Below are 18,750 nucleotides of genomic sequence, written 5' to 3'. Positions count from 1 at the left end.
AACTTACTGCCTTTTATTAATGACCTCGATGGTGCTGGCTACAACACCCTCCAGTGACTGATCGATATCAACCACTAAGACGTCTTTTTCGTCTTCACCCGGCTCCTGCAGCGCGTCGAACTGCGTGACCAGCATCTGGGTTTTGAAGAAGTGACCTTTGCGCGCCTTCAGACGGCTTTCAATCACTTCGAAATCGCCCTTCAGGTAGATAAAGGAGAGGTTTGGGTTGCCGTCGCGCAGCAGATCGCGGTAGGTTTTTTTCAGCGCGGAGCAAACAATCAGGGAAACTTTGTTGGTACGCTGCATCGCAAAGGCGGCATCGTTCAGCGCCTGCAACCACGGTTTGCGGTCGTCGTCGTTCAGCGGTTCGCCGGAGGCCATTTTCATAATGTTGCTGCGGGGATGGAGGAAGTCACCATCAAGAAACGCAGCCTGAAGTTGATGCGCCACTTCGCTCGCCACGGCAGATTTACCGCTACCGGACACGCCCATCAGGACGTAAACGTGGTGATCGTGATTAGTCGTGCTCAAAGGGTGTCCCTCAGTCAATTGTTACGGGTAACAGTTATCGGTAACATTGTCCTGCCGGGGCAAAAGAGAAGCAATATCCAAACGTGCGCGAAGTAAATAAGTGTGACCTACTTCAAACTTGTCAGCTCAAATAGATCCACCCGGTGACAAGGTGAAACCTAAATCTAACATTTTAGGGGTAACCGCTTCGCCACGAATACGCGCCAGCAGGCGTTCTGCGCCAATGCGGCCCATACGCTCACGCGGTGTCAGAACGCTCGCCAGACGCGGCTCCATCACCTGACCAATATCGTGGCCGTGGAAGCCAGCAATCGCCATATCCTCAGGGATCTTCAACCCCAGACGCTGGCATTCGAACGCTGCACCGACCGCAAGGTCATCGTTGGTACAGAAAATACCGTCCAGTTGCGGATACTCGCGTCGTGCCTGACGCATCAGCTCAATACCCGAGGTGTAAGATGAGGACTGCTCCACCATCACGCTGTACGGGGTTAAGTTCGCGTCGAGCATCGCCTGCTCGTATCCCTTCTGTTTGATGATAGTACGTTCATCAAGACGCGCACCCAGATAAGCAATATGACGATGACCGCGGGCAATGATGGCCGCGGTCATCTGACGAGCCGCTTCAAAGTTATCGAACCCAACGGCGATATCGAGGCATGGCGACTGGCTGTCCATCAGCTCCACCACCGGGATACCGGCGACTTCAATCATTTTGAGCGTACGGGCAGTGTGGGTACGTTCGGTTAAAATCAGGCCGTCGATGTTCCAGGAAAGCATCGATTCAAGACGTTCTTCTTCCAGTTCCGGCTTGTACCCATAGTGGGCAAGCATGGTCTGGTAGCCAAAAGCATCGGTGACGCTTTCAATGCCGCGCAGAACTTCGGCGAAAACCTGGTTGGTCAGGGAAGGAAGCAGGACACCTACCGCACGGCTGGTCGCATTGGAGAGAATATCGGGTGCGCGGTTAGGGATATAACCCAGTTCATCAAGAGCGGCAGCAATCTTGCCACGCAACGCCACGGAAACCTGCTCCGGGTTACGTAAAAAGCGGCTGACCGTCATTTTGGTCACACCGACGCGATCGGCGACATCCTGAAGTACGGGGCGTTTCTTTTTCATCGTCCTGAGAAATCTTGAAGTGAGAGATTTGCTCAGTTTATCACGGACAAAGCTCAACCTTCCCCGTTTAAAGGGAAGGTTGAGAAATTATTTAGACCGGAGGCAGGTCAAACAGCAGGATTTCACTTTCGCTGTCGGCATGCACGGAGAGCGCCTGCTCATCCCAGATTGCCAGACCATCGGCGGTAGTGGCTTTGGTGCCGTTAATGGACACTTCACCTTTTACCACCTGGATCCAGACGCGGCGGTTGGCGGCAATCTGGTGCACAGACTGTTCGTCTTTTGCCAGCGCCCAGCGGTACAGCTCCATATCCTGATGCACCTTCAGGGAACCTTCACGCGCATCCGGGGAGAGCACCAGCTGTTTGCCCTGTTTCGCGTCGAAGCGGCGCTGTTCGTAGCGCGGCGTGATGCCGGTCTCTTCTGGAATGATCCAGATTTGATACAGGTGCAGTTTTTCCGTTTTGCTCGGGTTGTACTCGGAGTGGCGCACCCCGGTACCCGCGCTCATAATCTGAAACTCGCCCGCCGGAACCTGCTCTTTGTTGCCCATGCTGTCCTGGTGCTCAACCGCCCCTTCCAGCACATAGGTCAGGATTTCCATGTCTTTGTGCGGGTGAGTACCGAAGCCCTGGCCTGCATCAATCACGTCGTCGTTAATCACGCGCAGTGCGGAGAAGCCCATGAAGTTCGGGTCGTAGTAGTCGGCAAACGAGAATGAATGCCATGAGTCCAGCCAGCCATGATTTGCGTGACCACGTTCGTTTGCTTTGCGTAAGTAGATCATTGTTTTCACCCTCAGTTCGTTTCGATGGAGTAAGTGTGGACGCAAACGGTCGGGGATCATAGAGGGTGAAAATTGACTCCTCTGTTCAAAAATTATGAATAAGTGCAGAGGAGCCGTTTTTGCTTATTTCGCTAGGGTTACCGTGGCAGGAGAAGCCTGCTCAAAGGCCCGCTCAAGGATTTCAAGGTTGGTCAGAACGTCAGATTCCTTGACGTAATTCGGTGCGCCGCTGGTGAGGGTTTCATACAGCGCATCGTAGACGCGACCATAGTCGCCGGTTTCCGGTTTCAGCTCTTCTTTGACCGTCACACCCTCATCGTTCACATACTCCAGCAAGCCCACGGAATCATCCGCCGCAAAGCCCGGTTCGCCCGGCATGATGTTGGCCTTCAGGCTGGTCTCCTGCTGGTCAATGCCATACTTAATGAACGAGCCTCTGGTGCCGTGAACGATAAATTTCGGGTAGTCGATTTTCACCAGATGGCTGGTTTTGACGATGGCTTTCAGGTCGCCGTAGAAAAGCTGCGCTTCAAAAGTGTCGTCCGGGTTGGCTTTATTGCGCAGGCTGCGGATGTCATACGCCACATGGTCCGGGCGACCAAACAGGGAGATGATCTGGTCCATGGTGTGTACGCCCAGACCATAGAACGAGCCGTCCTGCGGCAGACCGGGTTGGGTCTCCGCCACAGGGCGGTAGTAATCGAAGTGGCTTTCAATTTCCACGATGTCGCCCAGCCTGCCGCCCTCAATCGCTTTTTTCGCCGTCAGGAAACAGCTGTCAAAGCGACGGTTCTGATACGGGGTGACGGTCAGCCCTTTACTTTTCGCCAGCGCAAACAGCGCTTTCGCTTCGGCAATGGTCGGGGTGAACGGCTTTTCCACCAGCACGTTCTTACCCGCTTCGAGCGCGCGTTTCGCATAGTCAAAATGGCTGTCGGCATGGGTGCAGACAACCACCAGCTTTACCTGCGGGTCATTCAACACTTCATCAAGATCGCTGGTGAAGTGAATGTGGGAATACTGCGGAGACTGCTCTTCCGGCTTCGCGCTGCGGCGGTAGATGTGGGCGACGTGCCAGGTGTCTTTACGATGGAGGACATACGGAAGGTGGTAACGCGTCGTGCTTTTGCCAAATCCAATAAATGCGCAATGTAGTGTCATGGCTCAGTCCTTTTGGAAGGTTACTGAATCTAACCATAACAAAAAAAAAGCCAGCGAGAAGCTGGCTAAAGTAATACTGGAAGCAATGTGAGCAATGTCGTGCTTTCAGGTTCCCGTAGGGGTCTTCCTGAATGCAAAGCAATAATAATCATTCTCATTCGCACTTGTCCAATACTTTTTGCAAAAAATAGCGGTTGACTCAAATTTTAAAGTCATTGATGTTGGAGGGGACTTTTAACTAACTGAGGAACAAGGAATGAGTGAGATAGTGATACGCCACGCTGAACCGAGAGATTACGACGCCATTCGTCAGATCCACGCCCAGCCGGAGGTGTACCACAACACGCTACAGGTTCCTCATCCTTCAATAGAAATGTGGCAAATGCGGCTAGGCGAGCAGCCGGGCATTAAACAGCTGGTTGCCTGCATTGATGATATCGTGGTCGGCCACCTCACCATTGATGTCGCCCAGCGACCACGCCGCAGCCACGTTGCAGATTTCGGTATCTGCGTTGGCGCGCAGTGGCATAACCGCGGCGTGGCCAGCGCACTGATTCGCACCATGATCGATATGTGCGACAACTGGCTGCGCGTCGATCGCATCGAGTTAACGGTGTTTGTGGATAACGAACCGGCAATCGAGGTGTACAAAAAGCACGGGTTTGAGATTGAAGGCACCGGCAGGCGCTACGCCCTGCGCAACGGCGAGTATGTGGATGCGTATTATATGGCGCGTATGAAGTAGTTTGTTGCCGGGTGGCGGCTTCGCCTTACCCGGCCTACGTTCGTGCCGTTGTAGGCCCGGTAAGCGCAGCGCCACCGGGCAAAAAAATCAATACCCCGCCGTTAAATCATCCACCGAACGCGGGTCCGACGCCCCAAACAGCGCGCCGTCCGGCCCGACCATAATGCTCTGGGTGCTGCCCATCGCCTCTTTCACCGCCACCTTCTGTCCGCGCTGTTCCAGCAGCTTGATGGTGTCCGGGCTAAAGCCCTTCTCCACGCGCAGCTCGTCCGGCAGCCACTGGTGGTGGAAACGCGGAGCGTTGGTGGCTTCGGCGACGTTCATGCCAAAGTCGATGCTGTTCACCACCATCTGCAGCACGGTAGTGATAATCCGGCTGCCGCCCGGGCTGCCGGTCACCAGCCAGGTTTTACCGTCTTTCACCACGATAGTGGGCGACATGGACGACAGCGGACGTTTTTTCGGCCCGACCGCATTCGCATCGCCGCCGACCAGCCCGTAGACGTTCGGCACGCCCGGCTTGGCAGAGAAGTCATCCATCTCGTTGTTTAGCAGAATACCGCTGTTGCCCGCCACAATCCCGGTACCAAAGGTGGTATTCAGCGTATAGGTCACCGCCACCGCGTTGCCGTCTTTATCCACCACCGAGAAGTGGGTGGTCTGGTTGCTTTCATACGGTGCCAGCTTGCCGGGGCGGATCTCGCTCGACGGCTTAGCCTTGTTGATGTCGATTTCATCGGCAATGGATTTCGCATACGCCTTGTTGGTCAGCGCCTGCCACGGTACCTTCACGAAGTCCGGATCGCCGAGGTATTCCGAGCGGTCGGCGTAGGCGCGTTTTTCTGCCTCCGCCATCACCTGCATGGCATCCGCGCTGCCGAAGCCGAACTTGTGCATATCGAAGTTTTCAAGAATGTTGAGGATCTGCACGATGTGAATGCCCCCGGAAGACGGCGGCGGCATGGAGAAGACCTCGTAGCCGCGGTAGGTGCCGCTAATCGGCTCGCGCTCCACCGCCCTGTATTCCGCCAGATCCGCTTTGGTGATGAGCCCACCATTCTTTTGCATCTCTTGCGCAATCTGGTCAGCAATCGCCCCTTTGTAGAAGGCGTCCGGACCGTGCTCCGCAATCAGCTCCAGACTTTTAGCGAGGTTCTTCTGCACCAGCTTATCGCCCTTCTTCAGCGGCTCGCCGTCCTTCCAGAAGATCGCCTTGCTGTTTTCGTGATTGGGAATGACTTCACTGCCGTAGGTTTTGAGGTCGTCAGCCAGGGCGTCATTGACCACAAAGCCTTCCCGCGCCAGCTTGATGGCAGGCTGCACCACCTTGTTCAGCGGCATCGTGCCGTATTTTTCCAGCGCCAGCGAGAAGCCCGCAACGGTGCCCGGCGTGCCGGAGGCGAGATGCGAGGTCAGGGATTTCTTGCTGTCCGGGTTACCCTGGTCGTCGAGGAACATATCGCGGGACGCCTGAGATGGCGCCATTTCGCGGAAGTCGATGGCGGTAGTTTTGCCGTCTTTGGTGCGCAGCATCATAAAGCCGCCGCCGCCGAGGTTACCCGCCTGCGGGTGCGTCACCGCCAGCGCATAACCGACGGCGACCGCCGCATCCACCGCGTTACCGCCCTGCTTAAGAATATCGACGCCCACGTTAGTTGCCAGCGCATCCACCGACGCCACCATGCCATGGGTTGCCCGCACGGGATGAAAAACATCTTCCTCCACGCCGTAAGAGACCGGAGGAGCCGCTGGCGGGTTGGCCGCCACGGTAAATGTACCGCCTGCCATCAGCGCGGCGATGGCGACCCAGCGCAAAAACGTTGGTTTCATCATTATTGTTCTCCAGGTGAAGGGATCCATATTCCCCGCTTAAGCCTGGTTCACAACTCCTAAAAAATCATCGTCATGGTGAAATCAGGGTAAACTTAAGAGAGCCCTCAAGAGGAGGAAATGACAATGAAACGCTTGATGATTCTTGCGGCGCTGATCCCGTTTGCCGCGCTCGCACAGCCACTCAACACCATGAACAACCCGAACCAGCAGGGTTACGTTATCCCGAGCCAGCAGCGCATGCAGACCGAGATGATGAGCCAGCAACAGCAGCAGAAAGGGATGCTGAATCAGCAGCTGAGAACACAGACCCAGATGCAGCAGCAGAGCCTGCAAAACCAGATGAACGCCAACACCCAGCGCGTGCAGCAGGGACAGGTGCGCGAGCAGCCGTTGCCAAATGCAAACGGCGGAATGTTAGGGGGCGGGATGTCGCAAAGCAGCGGTCAGCAGCATATGCTGCCGACCCAGCAGAACGGCAGTATGCTCAATAAATAAACTTCGGCCCGATCTGGTCAATCGCATCGGTGCAGATGCTGTCCACGCCCCAGCGCAGCAGCTCGGCTGCGCGCTGGGGTTTGTTAACGGTATAGACCAGAATATGCAGACCCGCGTCTTTCAGCATTTTCACCCGTGCTTCATCCAACAGCTTGTGGTTCAAATGAATAGAGACGCAGCCTAAGCGGCCCGTTAGTTCGCGCCAGTCCTCACGCCACTCGTCCAGCAGCAGCCCGCGCGGCAGCTCAGGTACGGCCGCCTGTGCGGCTTCCAGCGCGTCGATGTCAAACGACGACAGCAGCGGCGCGGTCATCCCATCCCACAGCTCGCGCGCGGCCAGCGCAATCACTTTGCCCGTCAGCGGACCGGTGCCGGTGGTCGGTTTGATTTCGATATTGGCCATCATGCCGTGCTGGCGACAGCGATCGGCCACTTCCGCCAGCAGCGGCAGCGGTTCGCCTTTGAACTCGCCGCTGTACCAGCTTCCGGCGTCTACCTTCAGCAGATCGCGCCACGGCAGCTCGCCCGCCACGCCCCAGCCGTTGCTGGTGCGTTCGAGGTTGTCGTCATGCAGCAGGAAAATTTCACCGTCCTTCGAGAGCTTAGCGTCGAACTCAATCATCGTGTGGCCGTAGCGCGCGCCGACATCAATCGCCGCCAGGGTGTTTTCCGGGGCCAGCTTACCGCCGCCGCGGTGGGCGACGACGTGGGGATAAGGCCAGTTGCTCATACTCGTTGTCCTGTTTCACCGTCAAAAAGGTGCAGATGGTTTTCCGGCAGGTACAGCCACAGCGTGCTGCCCGCTTTCGGGCGCTCCTGATGTGCCAGACGCACCACCATTTTTTGCTCGCCCCAGCGCCCGTACGCCAGGTTATCTGCACCCAGCATCTCCAGCGTGTCCATCACCAGCGGCACGCCGCCGTCCGCCTGAGACGTTAAGCCAATATGCTCGGGGCGGATACCGAGCGTCATCTTACGCCCGGCGTAGCCACGATAGTACCAGTTGATCGGCAACGCCATCCCGCTTTCCAGCTCAAAGTGCGTGCCCGCGCTGCTGATGCGCCCCTCCAGCAGGTTCATCGCCGGGCTGCCGATAAAGCTCGCCACAAAGCGGGTGGCCGGTTTTTCGTAGACCTCCACCGGCGTGCCAATCTGCTCGGCGATGCCTTTGTTCATCACCATTACGCGCTGGGCGAGGGTCATGGCTTCGACCTGATCGTGGGTCACGTACAGGGAGGTGGTTTTCAGACGACGGTGCAGCTGCTGCAACTCAAGACGCATCTGCACGCGCAGCTTAGCATCGAGGTTAGACAGCGGCTCGTCGAACAGGAATACCGCCGGATCGCGCACGATGGCGCGCCCCATCGCCACGCGCTGGCGCTGGCCACCGGAGAGCTCGCGCGGGCGGCGCTTCAGCAGGCCGTCGAGTTCCAGAATGCGCGCGGCTTCTTTCACGCGCTCGTCGATATGGCCTTTGCCCATGCCGCGAATTTTCAGCCCCCAGGCCATATTCTCCTCCACGCTCATGTGCGGATAGAGGGCGTAGTTCTGGAACACCATCGCGATGCCTCTGTCTTTTGGCTCCATCTCGGTGACGCGCTGACGGTCAATCCAGATATCCCCGGACGTCACGCGCTCCAGCCCCGCCACCATGCGCAGCAGGGTGGATTTTCCGCAGCCGGACGGGCCGACCATGACGATGAATTCCCCGTCCGCCACGTCGAGCGTCAGCGGCTGAATCACCTGGGTTTTGCCGTCCCAGCTTTTGGTAACTGCCTGTAATTTTAAACCTGCCATCTTATTTCTCACTGTCCACTAAACCACGCACAAACGCACGCTGCATGGCTAAAACGATAACGACCGGGGGGATAAGGGTGAGCAGCATCGCCGCCATCACCTGGTTCCAGAGAGTGGTGCCTTCGCCGGTGGCGATCATGCCTTTGATGCCTGCTACGGCGGTGCCGAGGTTGACGTCCTGAATAATCAGCAGCGGCCACAGGTACTGGTTCCAGCCGTAGATAAAGGTGATCACAAACAGCGCCGCGAGATTGGTTTTCGACAGCGGCAGCACGATGTCGCGGAAGAAGCGCATCGGCGACGCGCCGTCGATGCGCGCGGCCTCAATCAGCTCGTCCGGCAGGGTCATAAAGAACTGGCGGAACAGGAAGGTGGCGGTCGCCGAGGCCATCAGCGGCAGGGTTAAGCCCGCGTAGCTGTCGAGCATCTTGAGGTTGGCGATCACTTCCACCGTCGGGAAGATACGCACTTCCACCGGCAGCATCAGGGTAATGAAGATCATCCAGAAGAACAGGTTACGCAGCGGAAAGCGGAACCAGACGATGGCGAAGGCCGAGAGCATCGACACGGTGATTTTGCCGACGGTGATGCCGAACGCCATGATGAAGCTGTTGAGCATCATCAGCCAGAACGGCGCGCTATTGGCACCCACGCCCTGGGTCCAGATGGTTTTCATGTTCTCAAAAAGATGCCCGCCTGGGATCAGCGTCATCGGCGTGTCGAACACCGCTTTGGTGTCCAGCGTGGCGGCGACAAACGCCACGTACAGCGGGAAGAGAATGACGATAATCCCTAAAATCAGCATGGTATGGCTGAAAATCGTCAGCCCGCGACGGTTCTCAATCATTGGTAGCGCACCTTACTTTCGACATAGCGGAACTGCACCACCGTGAGGATGATGACGAGGAACATCAGCACGACCGACTGGGCGGCAGAGGCGGAGAGATCCAGCCCCGCAAAACCTTCGCGGTAGATCTTGTAGATCAGCGTCGTTGTCGCCTGTACCGGGCCGCCTGCGGTCGCCGCGTCGATCACCGGGAAGGTGTCGAAGAAGGCGTACACGAGGTTAACCACCAGCAGGAAGAAACTCACCGGGGCGATCAGCGGCAGTGACAGCCTGAAGAAGCGACGAATGGGCCCTGCGCCGTCAATTGCCGCGGCTTCCACCAGCGAACGCGGAATGGACTGCAGCGCGGCAAAGAAGAACAGGAAGTTGTAGCTGATCTGCTTCCACACCGAGGCGAACACCACCAGGAACATCGCCTGACCGCTGTTCTGGGCGTGGTTCCAGTCAACGCCGAACTCTGCCAGAAAATGCGTAATCAACCCGCGTCCGGGGTTAAACAGGAAGATCCACAGCACGGCGGCGACGGCGGGAGCCACGGCGTAAGGCAGCAGCATCAGCGTCTGGTAAAGACGGCTGCCGCGCACCACGTAATCCACCAGCGCGGCGAAGAACAGCGAGGCAACAAGGCCGCTGACGGTTACGAGGGCGCTGAACTTCATCGTCGTCCAGAAGGAGTCCAGGTAGTAGCTGTCGTGGAACAGCGCAGTGAAATTGTCCAGCCCGACAAACTGGCTGGAAAGCCCGAACGGATCGACGCTTTGTACCGAGTACCACAGCGCTTCGCCCGCAGGCCAGATAAAGAAGATAACGGTGATGACCAGCTGCGGCGCGACCAGCAGGTACGGCAGCCAGCGGGAACGGAACACCGGACGGGATGAGGACATTGAGATTTGATTCCTGAACAATGCCGGGTGGCGGCTGCGCCTTACCCGGCCTACATGGGGCACATCGTAGGCCCGGTAAGCGCAGCGCCACCGGGCGTTTCAGCGATTACGATTTCGTCGACTGCTCAAAGCGGCGCAGCAGCTGATTGCCGCGCTCTACCGCAGAGTCCAGCGCCTGCTGTGGCGTTTTCTTCCCGGTCCAGACGCTTTCCAGCTCTTCATCCACGATGGTGCGGATCTGCGGCATGTTGCCCAGACGCAGGCCCTTGGTGAACGGCAACGGCGGCTTGTTCAGCATCTGACGCGTCGCGATATCTGCGCCCGGGTTCTTGCTGTAGAAGCCCTGCTCGCGGGTCAGGTCGTACGCGGCTTTGGTGATCGGCAGATAGCCAGTCTTCTGGTGCCACTCGGCGGCGTTTTCCGGCTTAGCCAGGAAGTCGAGGAACTCGGCCACCCCTTTGTAAGTGCCCTTATCTTTACCCTGCATCACCCACAGGCTCGCCCCGCCGATGATGGCGTTCTGCGGCGCGCCCTTAACGTCGGCGTCATACGGCATCATGCCCACGCCGTAGTTGAATTTGGCGTAGTGACGGATATCCGCCAGCGAGCCGGACGAGGCGGTAGTAATGGCGCAGTCGCCGTTGTAGAACTTCTCGGTGGATTCGTCCTTACGCCCGAAGTAGCTGAAATCGCCCTTCTTGTTGAGTTCTTCCAGCAATGCGATGTGCTTCACCTGCTCCGGCTTGTTGAACTCCAGCACCGCGTCGGTGCCGTCGAAACCGTTGTTTTTTGTCGCAACCGGCAGGCCGTGCCAGGCGCTGAAGTTTTCAATCTGGATCCAGCCCTGCCAGCCGCTGGCGTAGCCGCACTTCATGCCCGCCGCTTTCAGCTTCGCGGTATACTCGGCCAGGTCCTGCCAGGTTTTTGGCGGCTGTTCCGGATCTAAACCGGCTTTTTTGAAGGCGTCTTTGTTGTAGTACAGCACCGGCGTGGAGCTGTTAAACGGCTGGGACAGCAGATGGCCGGTTTTGGAATCGGTGTAGTAACCCGCTACGGTCGGCACAAACTGCGATTCGTCGAAGTTGATACCCGCCTCTTTGAACACTTCATACACCGGCTTGATGGCTTTGGAAGCCATCATGGTGGCGGTACCCACTTCGTAAACCTGTAACAGAGCCGGCGCGTTGCCGGTACGGAAGGCGGCGATGCCCGCACTCAGGCTCTGCTCGTAGTTGCCTTTGTACACCGGCACAATTTTGTAATCCGGGTGGGTGTCGTTGAAACGCTGCGCCAGGGAGTCAACCTCTTTACCCAACTCCCCTTCCATGGAATGCCAGAACGGAATGGTGGTCACAGCCATTGCGTTCGTCGCAAAAGCCAGACCCAGTGCCAGACCCAAAGCTGTGTGTCGTAACGATGTCATTGTCATCTCTCTTATTGTGCCGGATGCGCGATATCACGCGTTTTATGCTCGCGAGGTAACATGACATGCTCGAATGACAGAAAAATAACTGTTTGTTTACAGATAAGTGACAACAAAAGGTCAGCGGGATGATGGTTGTGTGAAGGGGGTTGGGTTAAAAAAAAGCCGGGTGGCGGCTTCGCCTTACCCGGCCTGGTCGATCCCGTAGGCCCGGTAAGCGTAAGCGCCACCGGGCGATACAGACGGCTCAGCCGCCTAAGTACGCGCTCCGCACCGCTTCGTTCGCCAGCAGTGCATCGCCGGTATCCTCCAGCACCACGCGGCCGTTCTCCAGCACGTAGCCACGGTCAGCAAGCTTCAGCGCCTGGTTGGCGTTCTGCTCGACGAGGAAGATGGTCATCCCCTCTTTACGCAGCTGCTCGATAGTGTCGAAGATCTGCTGAATGATGATCGGCGCAAGGCCGAGCGACGGTTCATCCAGCAGCAGCAGGCGCGGCTGGCTCATCAGCGCGCGGCCAATTGCCAGCATCTGCTGCTCGCCGCCGGACATGGTGCCCGCACGCTGGATGCGGCGCTCCCACAGGCGCGGGAAGAGTTCGTATACCCACTTGATGCGGGTCTGGTATTCATCCCGATGGGCGAAGAAACCGCCCATCGCCAGGTTCTCTTCCACCGTCATACGCGAGAACACGCGGCGCCCTTCCGGCACAATCGCCACCGCCTCGCGCATGATTCTGGCGGTCTGCCAGTCGGTAATGTCTTTGCCATCAAACACAATCCGCCCGCTGGTGGCGCGCGGGTCGCCGCACAGGGTGCCGAGCAGCGTGGTTTTGCCCGCGCCGTTGGCACCAATCAGGGTGACGATTTCACCCTGATTGATGTGCAGGCTGACATCGTGCAGCGCCTGGATCTTGCCGTAGTGCGCGTTGACCTTGTCGAACGTTAACATCGCTTTTTCCATCTTATGCCTCACCAAGGTATGCGCGGATCACGTCCGGGTTATTGCGGATCTCTTCCGGCGTGCCGTTTGCCAGCGGCGTGCCCTGGTTTACCACATAGATACGGTCCGAAATACCCATCACCAGCTTCATGTCGTGTTCAATCAGCAGAATGGTGGTGTCGTGACTATCGCGCAGCTCGGCAATCAGCTCGTCCAGCTCTTTGGTCTCTTTCGGGTTAAGACCCGCCGCCGGTTCGTCGAGCATCAGGATTTCCGGCTGCGTCACCATGCAGCGCACAATCTCCAGGCGACGCTGATCGCCGTAGGCCAGGTTGCTGGCCTGACGGTTAGCGTGCTGGAGCAGGCCGATACGGTCGAGCCAGGTGGCGGCGCGGTCGAGCGCCTCCTCCTGCGCGCGGCGGAAGGCCGGGGTTTTCAACAGGCCGGAGAACAGCCCGGTTTTCAGCTGCTGATGCTGAGCCACCAGCAGGTTCTCAATCACCGTCATCTCGCGGAACAGACGCACGTGCTGGAAGGTACGCACCACGCCCATGCGGGCGATCTGCTGGCCCGGCAGCCCTTCAAGGTGCTGGTCGCGCAGCATGATGGTGCCGCCGGTCGGCTTGTAGAAGCCGGTCAGGCAGTTAAAGACCGTGGTTTTCCCCGCGCCGTTCGGGCCAATCAGGGAGACAATCTCTTTCTTGTGCAGATCCAGATTCACGTTGTTGACCGCCAGCAGGCCGCCAAAACGCATCATCAGACCGTTAACGGATAATAATGGCTGACTCATGCCTGCTCTCCTTTCGCTTCCGCACTCTTAAGCTTCAGCTGTGGACGCGTCATCGGCAGGAGGCCCTGCGGACGCCAGATCATCATCAGCACCATCAAACCACCCAGCATCAGCATGCTGTATTCGTTAAAATCGCGCATCAGCTCGCGCGAAACCACCAGCAGGATGGCCGCGAGGATCACGGCGAACTGCGATCCCATCCCGCCGAGCACCACAATCGCCAGCACGAAAGCGGATTCGGCAAAGGTGAACGATTCCGGGCTAACGAAGCCCTGACGCGCGGCAAACAGCGTTCCGGCGAAACCGGCAAACGCGGCGCTGATGGTAAACGCGGTCAGCTTGATGCGGGTCGGGTTCAGGCCCAGGGAGCGGCAGGCGATCTCATCTTCACGCAGCGCTTCCCACGCGCGGCCCAGCGGCATGCGCAGCAGACGGTTGATCACGAACAGGGTAATCACCACCAGCAGCAGCGCTACCAGGTAAAGCCAGATCACGCGGTCGGACGGGTCATATTTGATGCCGAAGAAGTTGCTGAAGGTATCCCAGCCCCCTTCGCGAGCGGTACGGCTAAACTCCAGGCCGAAGAAGGTCGGTTTCGGGATCTGGCTGATGCCGTTCGGGCCGCCGGTCACTTCGGTGTTGTTGAGCAGCAGGATACGGACGATTTCGCCGAAGCCTAAGGTCACAATCGCCAGGTAGTCACCGCGCAGGCGCAGCACCGGGAAGCCGAGCAGGAAGCCCGCGGCGGCAGAGACCAGCCCCGCCAGCGGCAGACAGGTCCAGAAGCCGAGGCCGTAATAGTGGTTCAACAGCGCAAAGGTGTAGGCACCGATGGCGTAGAAGCCGCCGTAGCCCAGCACCAGCAGGCCAGACAGCCCCACGACCACGTTCAGGCCGAGACCAAGGATCACATAAATCATGGTCAGAGTGGCGATATCCACGGTGCCACGCGACACTACAAACGGCCACGCCACGGCGGCCACCAGCAGCGCCACGAGGAACAGCTTCTGCTTAACGGTAGAGCCGTCGATTGCCGGCAGCACGAACTTCGGCCCGGAGACGTTTTTCAGCGTCTTCTGGAACAGCGGGCGCAGCAGCTGGAACAGGAACACCACGGCGGTGCCGATAAACACCCACTGCCAGCGGATGTCGGGGGCGGTATCCACCACCAGCTTCGTGCCGTCCAGACCTAACTGGACGCCCATAAAGACGCCCGCCAGCACGAAGAACATGGCGGCAGAGAGCAGCGCCATTGCAAAATGCATCGGTTTCATACTTTCTCTACCTCCGGACGGCCCAGAATACCGGTAGGCATCACCAGCAGAACCAGAATCAGCAGGGCAAACGACACCACATCTTTATATTCCGTGCTCAGATACGCCGAGGAGAGCGCTTCCGCCACGCCCAGGATCAGGCCACCGATCATCGCGCCCGGAATGCTGCCGATGCCGCCCAATACCGCCGCGGTGAAGGCTTTCATCCCGGCCATAAAGCCGATGTACGGGTTGATCACGCCATAGAACTGGCCGAGCAGAACACCTGCGACGGCAGCCATCGCCGCGCCGATCACGAAGGTGAGCGCAATTACGCGGTCGGTGTTGATGCCGAGCAGGCTCGCCATCTTCAGGTCTTCCGCGCAGGCGCGACAGGCGCGTCCCATGCGGGAGTAACGGATGAACAGCGTCAGGGCCAGCATCGCGATAAAAGTCACGACCCAAATCACCAGCTGCATGGTCGTGATAGAGGCCGAGAAGTTTTCGCTGGCCCCCACAATCCACTGGCCGTTAAACAGGCTTGGCAGCGCCACGTCGCGCGAGCCTTCGGTCAGGCTGACGTAGTTTTGCAGGAAAATGGACATCCCGATGGCGGAGATGAGCGCAATCAGACGCTTGGAGCTGCGCACTGGCCGGTAGGCCACGCGCTCAATGCTCCAGCCGTAGGCGCTGGCAATCACAATCGCGCCGACAAACCCGGCGGCCACCAGCAGCCAGCTGCTGTCGATGCCCATCATCATCAGGGCGGCGATAATCATAAAGGAGACGTAGCTACCGATCATGTACACCTCGCCGTGGGCGAAGTTGATCATGCCGATAATGCCGTAAACCATCGTATAGCCGATGGCAATCAGCGCGTAAGTGCTTCCCAGCGTGACGCCGTTAAACATCTGCTGCAGGAAATAGAGAAACTGCTCGGACATATGCAAACCTTTTTATACCCGCCCGGTGAGCCGGGCGGTGGGATAATTATTTGGCGACCGAGGACGAACCGTCGGCGTGCCACTTAAAGACACCAAACTCAAATCCCTTCAGATCGCCTTTCTCATCCCAGTTCAGCGGCCCAATCACGGTGTTCGCCCCGTGTGCTTTTAAATCTTTCACCAGATCCAGCGGCTCTTTGCTGCCGGTACGCTCCAGCGCGGTAGCCAGAGACTGCACGGCCGCGTAGGTGATCCAGACGTACGGACCACTCGGATCTTTCTTCTGCGCCTTGAGCGCATCCACGATAGCTTTGTTCGCCGGATCCTGGTCATAGCGTTTTGGCATCGTCACCAGCATGCCTTCGGCAGAATCTCCCGCGATGTTCGACAGAGAGGCGTTGCCCACGCCCTCTGGCCCCATAAACTGGGTTTTCAGGCCGGTGGCGCGCGCCTGGCGCAGCATCTGGCCCATTTCCGGGTAGTAGCCGCCGTAGTAGACGAAGTCGATATTCTCTTTTTGCAGACGAGCGATCAGCGCAGAAAAGTCTTTCTCACCGGCGGTAATGCCGTCGAAGAAGACGATGTTCGCGCCGCCTTTTTTCAGGCCGTCCTGCACGGAGCGCGCCAGGCCCTCGCCGTACTGCTGTTTGTCATGAATAATGGCAATGCGCTGTGGCTTAACGGTTTCGAGGATGTATTTGGCGGCGGTGGGGCCCTGCGAGGAGTCCAGCCCGGCGGTACGCATGATGTGCTGATAGCCGCGCTGGGTCAGCTCCGGGTTAGTTGCGCCAGGGGTGATCATCAGGATGCCTTCGTCTTCATAGATATCAGACGCGGGCTGTGTGGAGGATGAGCACAGGTGACCGATGACGTACTGGATGCCGTCGTTGACGATTTTGTTGGCAACCGCGACGGCCTGTTTCGGATCGCAGGCGTCGTCATACTCCACGCCTACCAGCTTGTCGCCTTTGATGCCGCCTTTAGCATTGATGTCTTTTATGGCCTGACGCGCGCCGTTGAACTCCATGTCACCCCACTGGGCAACAGGGCCGGACATCGCACCCACTACCGCAACTTTAATGTCGTCTGCCATAGCGGCATGCGAGATCGACAGTGCGACCATCCCCGCGATTAACGTCTTCGCGTTCCTTTTCATCTCAGAATCCCCATTCGTGATGTCGTGTTTATATTTTGTTTTATTATGGTTAAAAAGCATTCTGTACTTTTAATGAACAACGCTATTTTTACCAGTGCCCTTAATGGTTTAGCGCAGTTTTTTGTCAAAAACCAGACTAAAATCTCTATTTTTCAGGCGATTAAGCAAAGATAATATTCTGAAATAAGGCAGAGATAAACAAATAAAAGTGCATTTTGCAGCATAAAATAACGGCACAATGCGCCGAATAAATCACTACCATTCAGGTTAAAATTCTGCTTATTTTTCGATCCATGTGTTTTCAAACTGCCCATTGCGTTGCCAAAAAACTAATCACCTGGCAAATGGGAATAAAAAGAGACAGCGCCTGAGCAAATAAATTGAGTACACTGGCCGTACTCTTTTTGATTTGGACACGCTGCTAATGAAACTGACTATCGTGCGTCTGGTGACCTTTAGCGACCAGGATCATATCGACCTGGGCAAGATCTGGCCGGAATATTCCCCTTCGTCGCTGGCCGTCGACGAGAATCACCGCATCTATGCCGCGCGCTTTAACGAGCGCCTGCTGGCCGCCGTTCGCGTGACCCTGAGCGGCACGGAAGGGGCGCTGGATTCCCTGCGCGTGCGTGACGTCACCCGTCGTCGCGGGGTCGGACAGTATTTGATTGAAGAAGTGATCCGCGAAAACCCGAGCGTAACCTCCTGGTGGATGGCCGACGTGGGCGTGGAAGACCGCGGCGTGATGGCGGCGTTTATGCAGGCGTTAGGGTTTACGGCGCAGGAGAGCGGGTGGGAGAAGCGCCAGAGTTGATGTGTGCGGGGTGATGCCCTCACCCCGCACCAGCATTATTTTGCGTCAGTCGCCGTGCCGTTGGCATGCCAGTCAAACACGCCGAACTCGAAGCCCTTCAGATCGCCTTTCGCATCCCAGGACAGCGGCCCCATGACGGTTTCGACCGTGTTGGCTTTCAGCCAGGTGGCAATCTCAGCCGGATCGGCTGACTGGTTCAGACCCGCCTGCAGAGACTGGAGCGCCGCATAGGTGGTCCAGACGAACGCGCCGCTTGGATCCTGTTTTTTCGCCTTGATGGCATCCACGATAGGTTTGTTCGCAGGCACCTGGTCGTAGTTCTTCGGCTTGGTCACCAGCAAACCTTCGGCAGATTCACCCGCGATGTTAGACAGGGAAACGTTCGCCACGCCTTCCGGCCCCATGAACTGGGTTTTCAGACCCGCCGCACGCGCCTGGCGCAGGATCTGGCCCATTTCCGGGTGGTAGCCGCCGTAGTAAACGAAATCAATATTCTCTTTCTTCAGACGCGCCACCAGCGTGGAGAAGTCTTTCTCACCGGCGGTGATCCCGTCAAAGAAGACCACGTTGGCATTGCCTTTTTTCAGACCGTCCTGCACTGCACGGGCAAGACCTTCGCCATACTGCTGTTTATCGTGAACAATCGCGATACGCTGCGGCTTCACTTTTTCCAGAATGTACTTAGCCGCCGTTGGGCCCTGATCGGAGTCCAGACCGGTGGTGCGCAGAGTCAGCTTGTAGCCACGCGCGGTCAGCTCTGGTGCGGTTGCCGCTGGGGTGATCATCAGAATGCCTTCGTCTTCGTAGATGTCAGACGCTGGCTGAGTGGAAGAGGAACACAGGTGACCGATAACGTATTTGATCCCGTCGTTGACCACTTTGTTCGCCACCGCGACCGCTTGTTTCGGGTCACAGGCATCATCGTATTTTACGATCTGCAGTTTTTCGCCCTTGATGCCGCCCTTGGCATTAATGTCTGCAACCGCCTGTTCAGCGCCCGTAAACTCCTGGTCGCCGTACTGTGCTACCGGACCGGACATTGCGCCCACCACAGCCACTTTTATGTCTGCCTGCGCCATGGTGCTGAATGCCAACGCAATACATCCTGCCAGTAACGCTTTACCCTTCATGTTCATCCTGAGATTCCCCATTATTATGGTTATTACGATTGTTGTGATGTTGTTGTGCAGCGCTTTATTTCAGTTATTGGTGTGCTGTTCGCGCTTTT

At 57.5% G+C, this 18,750-nt stretch carries 19 protein-coding genes; 3 read left to right on the top strand and 16 right to left on the bottom strand.

What is annotated here, in order from left to right; genetic code table 11:
* Positions 1–3: 3 nt before the first annotated feature.
* The 4 genes from gntK to MX657_RS01495 form a co-directional block, all read right to left on the bottom strand.
* Positions 4–531 carry a gluconokinase gene (gene gntK / locus MX657_RS01510; RefSeq protein WP_014882134.1) on the bottom strand — a complete coding sequence of 176 codons (528 nt, stop codon included), beginning with the start codon at positions 529–531 and terminating at the stop codon, positions 4–6.
* 126 nt (positions 532–657) lie between these two features.
* Positions 658–1,653, bottom strand: coding sequence for a gluconate operon transcriptional repressor GntR (gene gntR / locus MX657_RS01505; protein ID WP_080329955.1), 996 nt, complete (start codon positions 1,651–1,653; stop codon positions 658–660).
* Between the two features lie 91 nt (positions 1,654–1,744).
* Complete coding sequence (locus tag MX657_RS01500) at positions 1,745–2,440, bottom strand: pirin family protein (protein WP_000639796.1); 696 nt, start codon at positions 2,438–2,440, stop codon at positions 1,745–1,747.
* 123 nt (positions 2,441–2,563) lie between these two features.
* Positions 2,564–3,601 (bottom strand): oxidoreductase, encoded by a 1,038-nt coding sequence (locus MX657_RS01495; RefSeq protein WP_346807066.1) that lies wholly within the window; start codon positions 3,599–3,601, stop codon positions 2,564–2,566.
* A gap of 256 nt (positions 3,602–3,857) precedes the next feature.
* On the opposite strand from MX657_RS01495, the gene yhhY reads away from it, so the two are divergent.
* Complete coding sequence (yhhY, locus tag MX657_RS01490; RefSeq protein ID WP_346807064.1) at positions 3,858–4,346, top strand: N-acetyltransferase; 489 nt, start codon at positions 3,858–3,860, stop codon at positions 4,344–4,346.
* A gap of 87 nt (positions 4,347–4,433) precedes the next feature.
* Here the strand turns inward: yhhY and ggt are convergent, their stop codons facing one another.
* The gene (ggt, locus tag MX657_RS01485) at positions 4,434–6,179 is read right to left on the bottom strand and encodes a gamma-glutamyltransferase (RefSeq protein ID WP_218728182.1); all 1,746 of its coding nucleotides are present in this window, start codon (positions 6,177–6,179) and stop codon (positions 4,434–4,436) included.
* A gap of 123 nt (positions 6,180–6,302) precedes the next feature.
* Between ggt and MX657_RS01480 the strand changes: the two genes are divergently transcribed.
* The gene (locus tag MX657_RS01480) at positions 6,303–6,674 is read left to right on the top strand and encodes a DUF2756 family protein (RefSeq protein WP_119916551.1); all 372 of its coding nucleotides are present in this window, start codon (positions 6,303–6,305) and stop codon (positions 6,672–6,674) included.
* On the opposite strand, the gene ugpQ is transcribed toward MX657_RS01480, so the two are convergent.
* From ugpQ to livK, 10 genes are all read right to left on the bottom strand, one after another.
* Positions 6,664–7,404, bottom strand: coding sequence for a glycerophosphodiester phosphodiesterase (gene ugpQ, locus MX657_RS01475; protein ID WP_080329951.1), 741 nt, complete (start codon positions 7,402–7,404; stop codon positions 6,664–6,666). The genes MX657_RS01480 and ugpQ overlap by 11 nt on opposite strands.
* Positions 7,401–8,471, bottom strand: a complete 1,071-nt coding sequence (locus MX657_RS01470) for a sn-glycerol-3-phosphate import ATP-binding protein UgpC (protein WP_346807063.1) — start codon at positions 8,469–8,471, stop codon at positions 7,401–7,403. The genes ugpQ and MX657_RS01470 overlap by 4 nt, the downstream gene beginning before the upstream one ends.
* 1 nt (position 8,472) lies before the next feature.
* The gene (gene ugpE, locus MX657_RS01465) at positions 8,473–9,318 is read right to left on the bottom strand and encodes a sn-glycerol-3-phosphate ABC transporter permease UgpE (RefSeq protein WP_028015153.1); all 846 of its coding nucleotides are present in this window, start codon (positions 9,316–9,318) and stop codon (positions 8,473–8,475) included.
* Positions 9,315–10,202 (bottom strand): sn-glycerol-3-phosphate ABC transporter permease UgpA, encoded by an 888-nt coding sequence (ugpA, locus tag MX657_RS01460; RefSeq protein WP_080329949.1) that lies wholly within the window; start codon positions 10,200–10,202, stop codon positions 9,315–9,317. The genes ugpE and ugpA overlap by 4 nt, the downstream gene beginning before the upstream one ends.
* A gap of 106 nt (positions 10,203–10,308) precedes the next feature.
* Positions 10,309–11,625, bottom strand: a complete 1,317-nt coding sequence (ugpB, locus tag MX657_RS01455) for a sn-glycerol-3-phosphate ABC transporter substrate-binding protein UgpB (RefSeq protein WP_021242738.1) — start codon at positions 11,623–11,625, stop codon at positions 10,309–10,311.
* Positions 11,626–11,872: 247 nt separating this feature from the next.
* Positions 11,873–12,586: a high-affinity branched-chain amino acid ABC transporter ATP-binding protein LivF gene (gene livF, locus MX657_RS01450; protein WP_008500102.1), complete on the bottom strand. Its 714-nt coding sequence runs from the start codon at positions 12,584–12,586 to the stop codon at positions 11,873–11,875.
* A 1-nt stretch (position 12,587) separates the two neighbouring features.
* A complete protein-coding gene (livG, locus tag MX657_RS01445) occupies positions 12,588–13,355 on the bottom strand; it encodes a high-affinity branched-chain amino acid ABC transporter ATP-binding protein LivG (RefSeq protein ID WP_080329947.1) in 768 nt (255 codons plus the stop codon).
* On the bottom strand, positions 13,352–14,629 hold the full coding sequence (locus tag MX657_RS01440) for a high-affinity branched-chain amino acid ABC transporter permease LivM (RefSeq protein ID WP_080329946.1): 1,278 nt from the start codon (positions 14,627–14,629) through the stop codon (positions 13,352–13,354). The genes livG and MX657_RS01440 overlap by 4 nt, the downstream gene beginning before the upstream one ends.
* The gene (livH, locus tag MX657_RS01435) at positions 14,626–15,552 is read right to left on the bottom strand and encodes a high-affinity branched-chain amino acid ABC transporter permease LivH (RefSeq protein ID WP_013099131.1); all 927 of its coding nucleotides are present in this window, start codon (positions 15,550–15,552) and stop codon (positions 14,626–14,628) included. The genes MX657_RS01440 and livH overlap by 4 nt, the downstream gene beginning before the upstream one ends.
* Before the next feature lie 46 nt (positions 15,553–15,598).
* The gene (gene livK, locus MX657_RS01430; RefSeq protein ID WP_080329945.1) at positions 15,599–16,708 is read right to left on the bottom strand and encodes a high-affinity branched-chain amino acid ABC transporter substrate-binding protein LivK; all 1,110 of its coding nucleotides are present in this window, start codon (positions 16,706–16,708) and stop codon (positions 15,599–15,601) included.
* 424 nt (positions 16,709–17,132) lie between these two features.
* Between livK and panM the strand changes: the two genes are divergently transcribed.
* A complete protein-coding gene (gene panM / locus MX657_RS01425) occupies positions 17,133–17,522 on the top strand; it encodes an aspartate 1-decarboxylase autocleavage activator PanM (RefSeq protein WP_119916546.1) in 390 nt (129 codons plus the stop codon).
* 35 nt (positions 17,523–17,557) lie between these two features.
* On the opposite strand, the gene livJ is transcribed toward panM, so the two are convergent.
* A complete protein-coding gene (livJ, locus tag MX657_RS01420) occupies positions 17,558–18,658 on the bottom strand; it encodes a branched chain amino acid ABC transporter substrate-binding protein LivJ (protein WP_072201786.1) in 1,101 nt (366 codons plus the stop codon).
* Positions 18,659–18,750: the final 92 nt, after the last annotated feature.

It is taken from the genome of Enterobacter chuandaensis, from assembly GCF_039718975.1.
Classification (GTDB): domain Bacteria; phylum Pseudomonadota; class Gammaproteobacteria; order Enterobacterales; family Enterobacteriaceae; genus Enterobacter; species Enterobacter chuandaensis.
The sequence above is the reverse complement of the archived record's forward strand: the minus strand, read 5'-3'. Positions and strand labels throughout refer to the sequence as shown.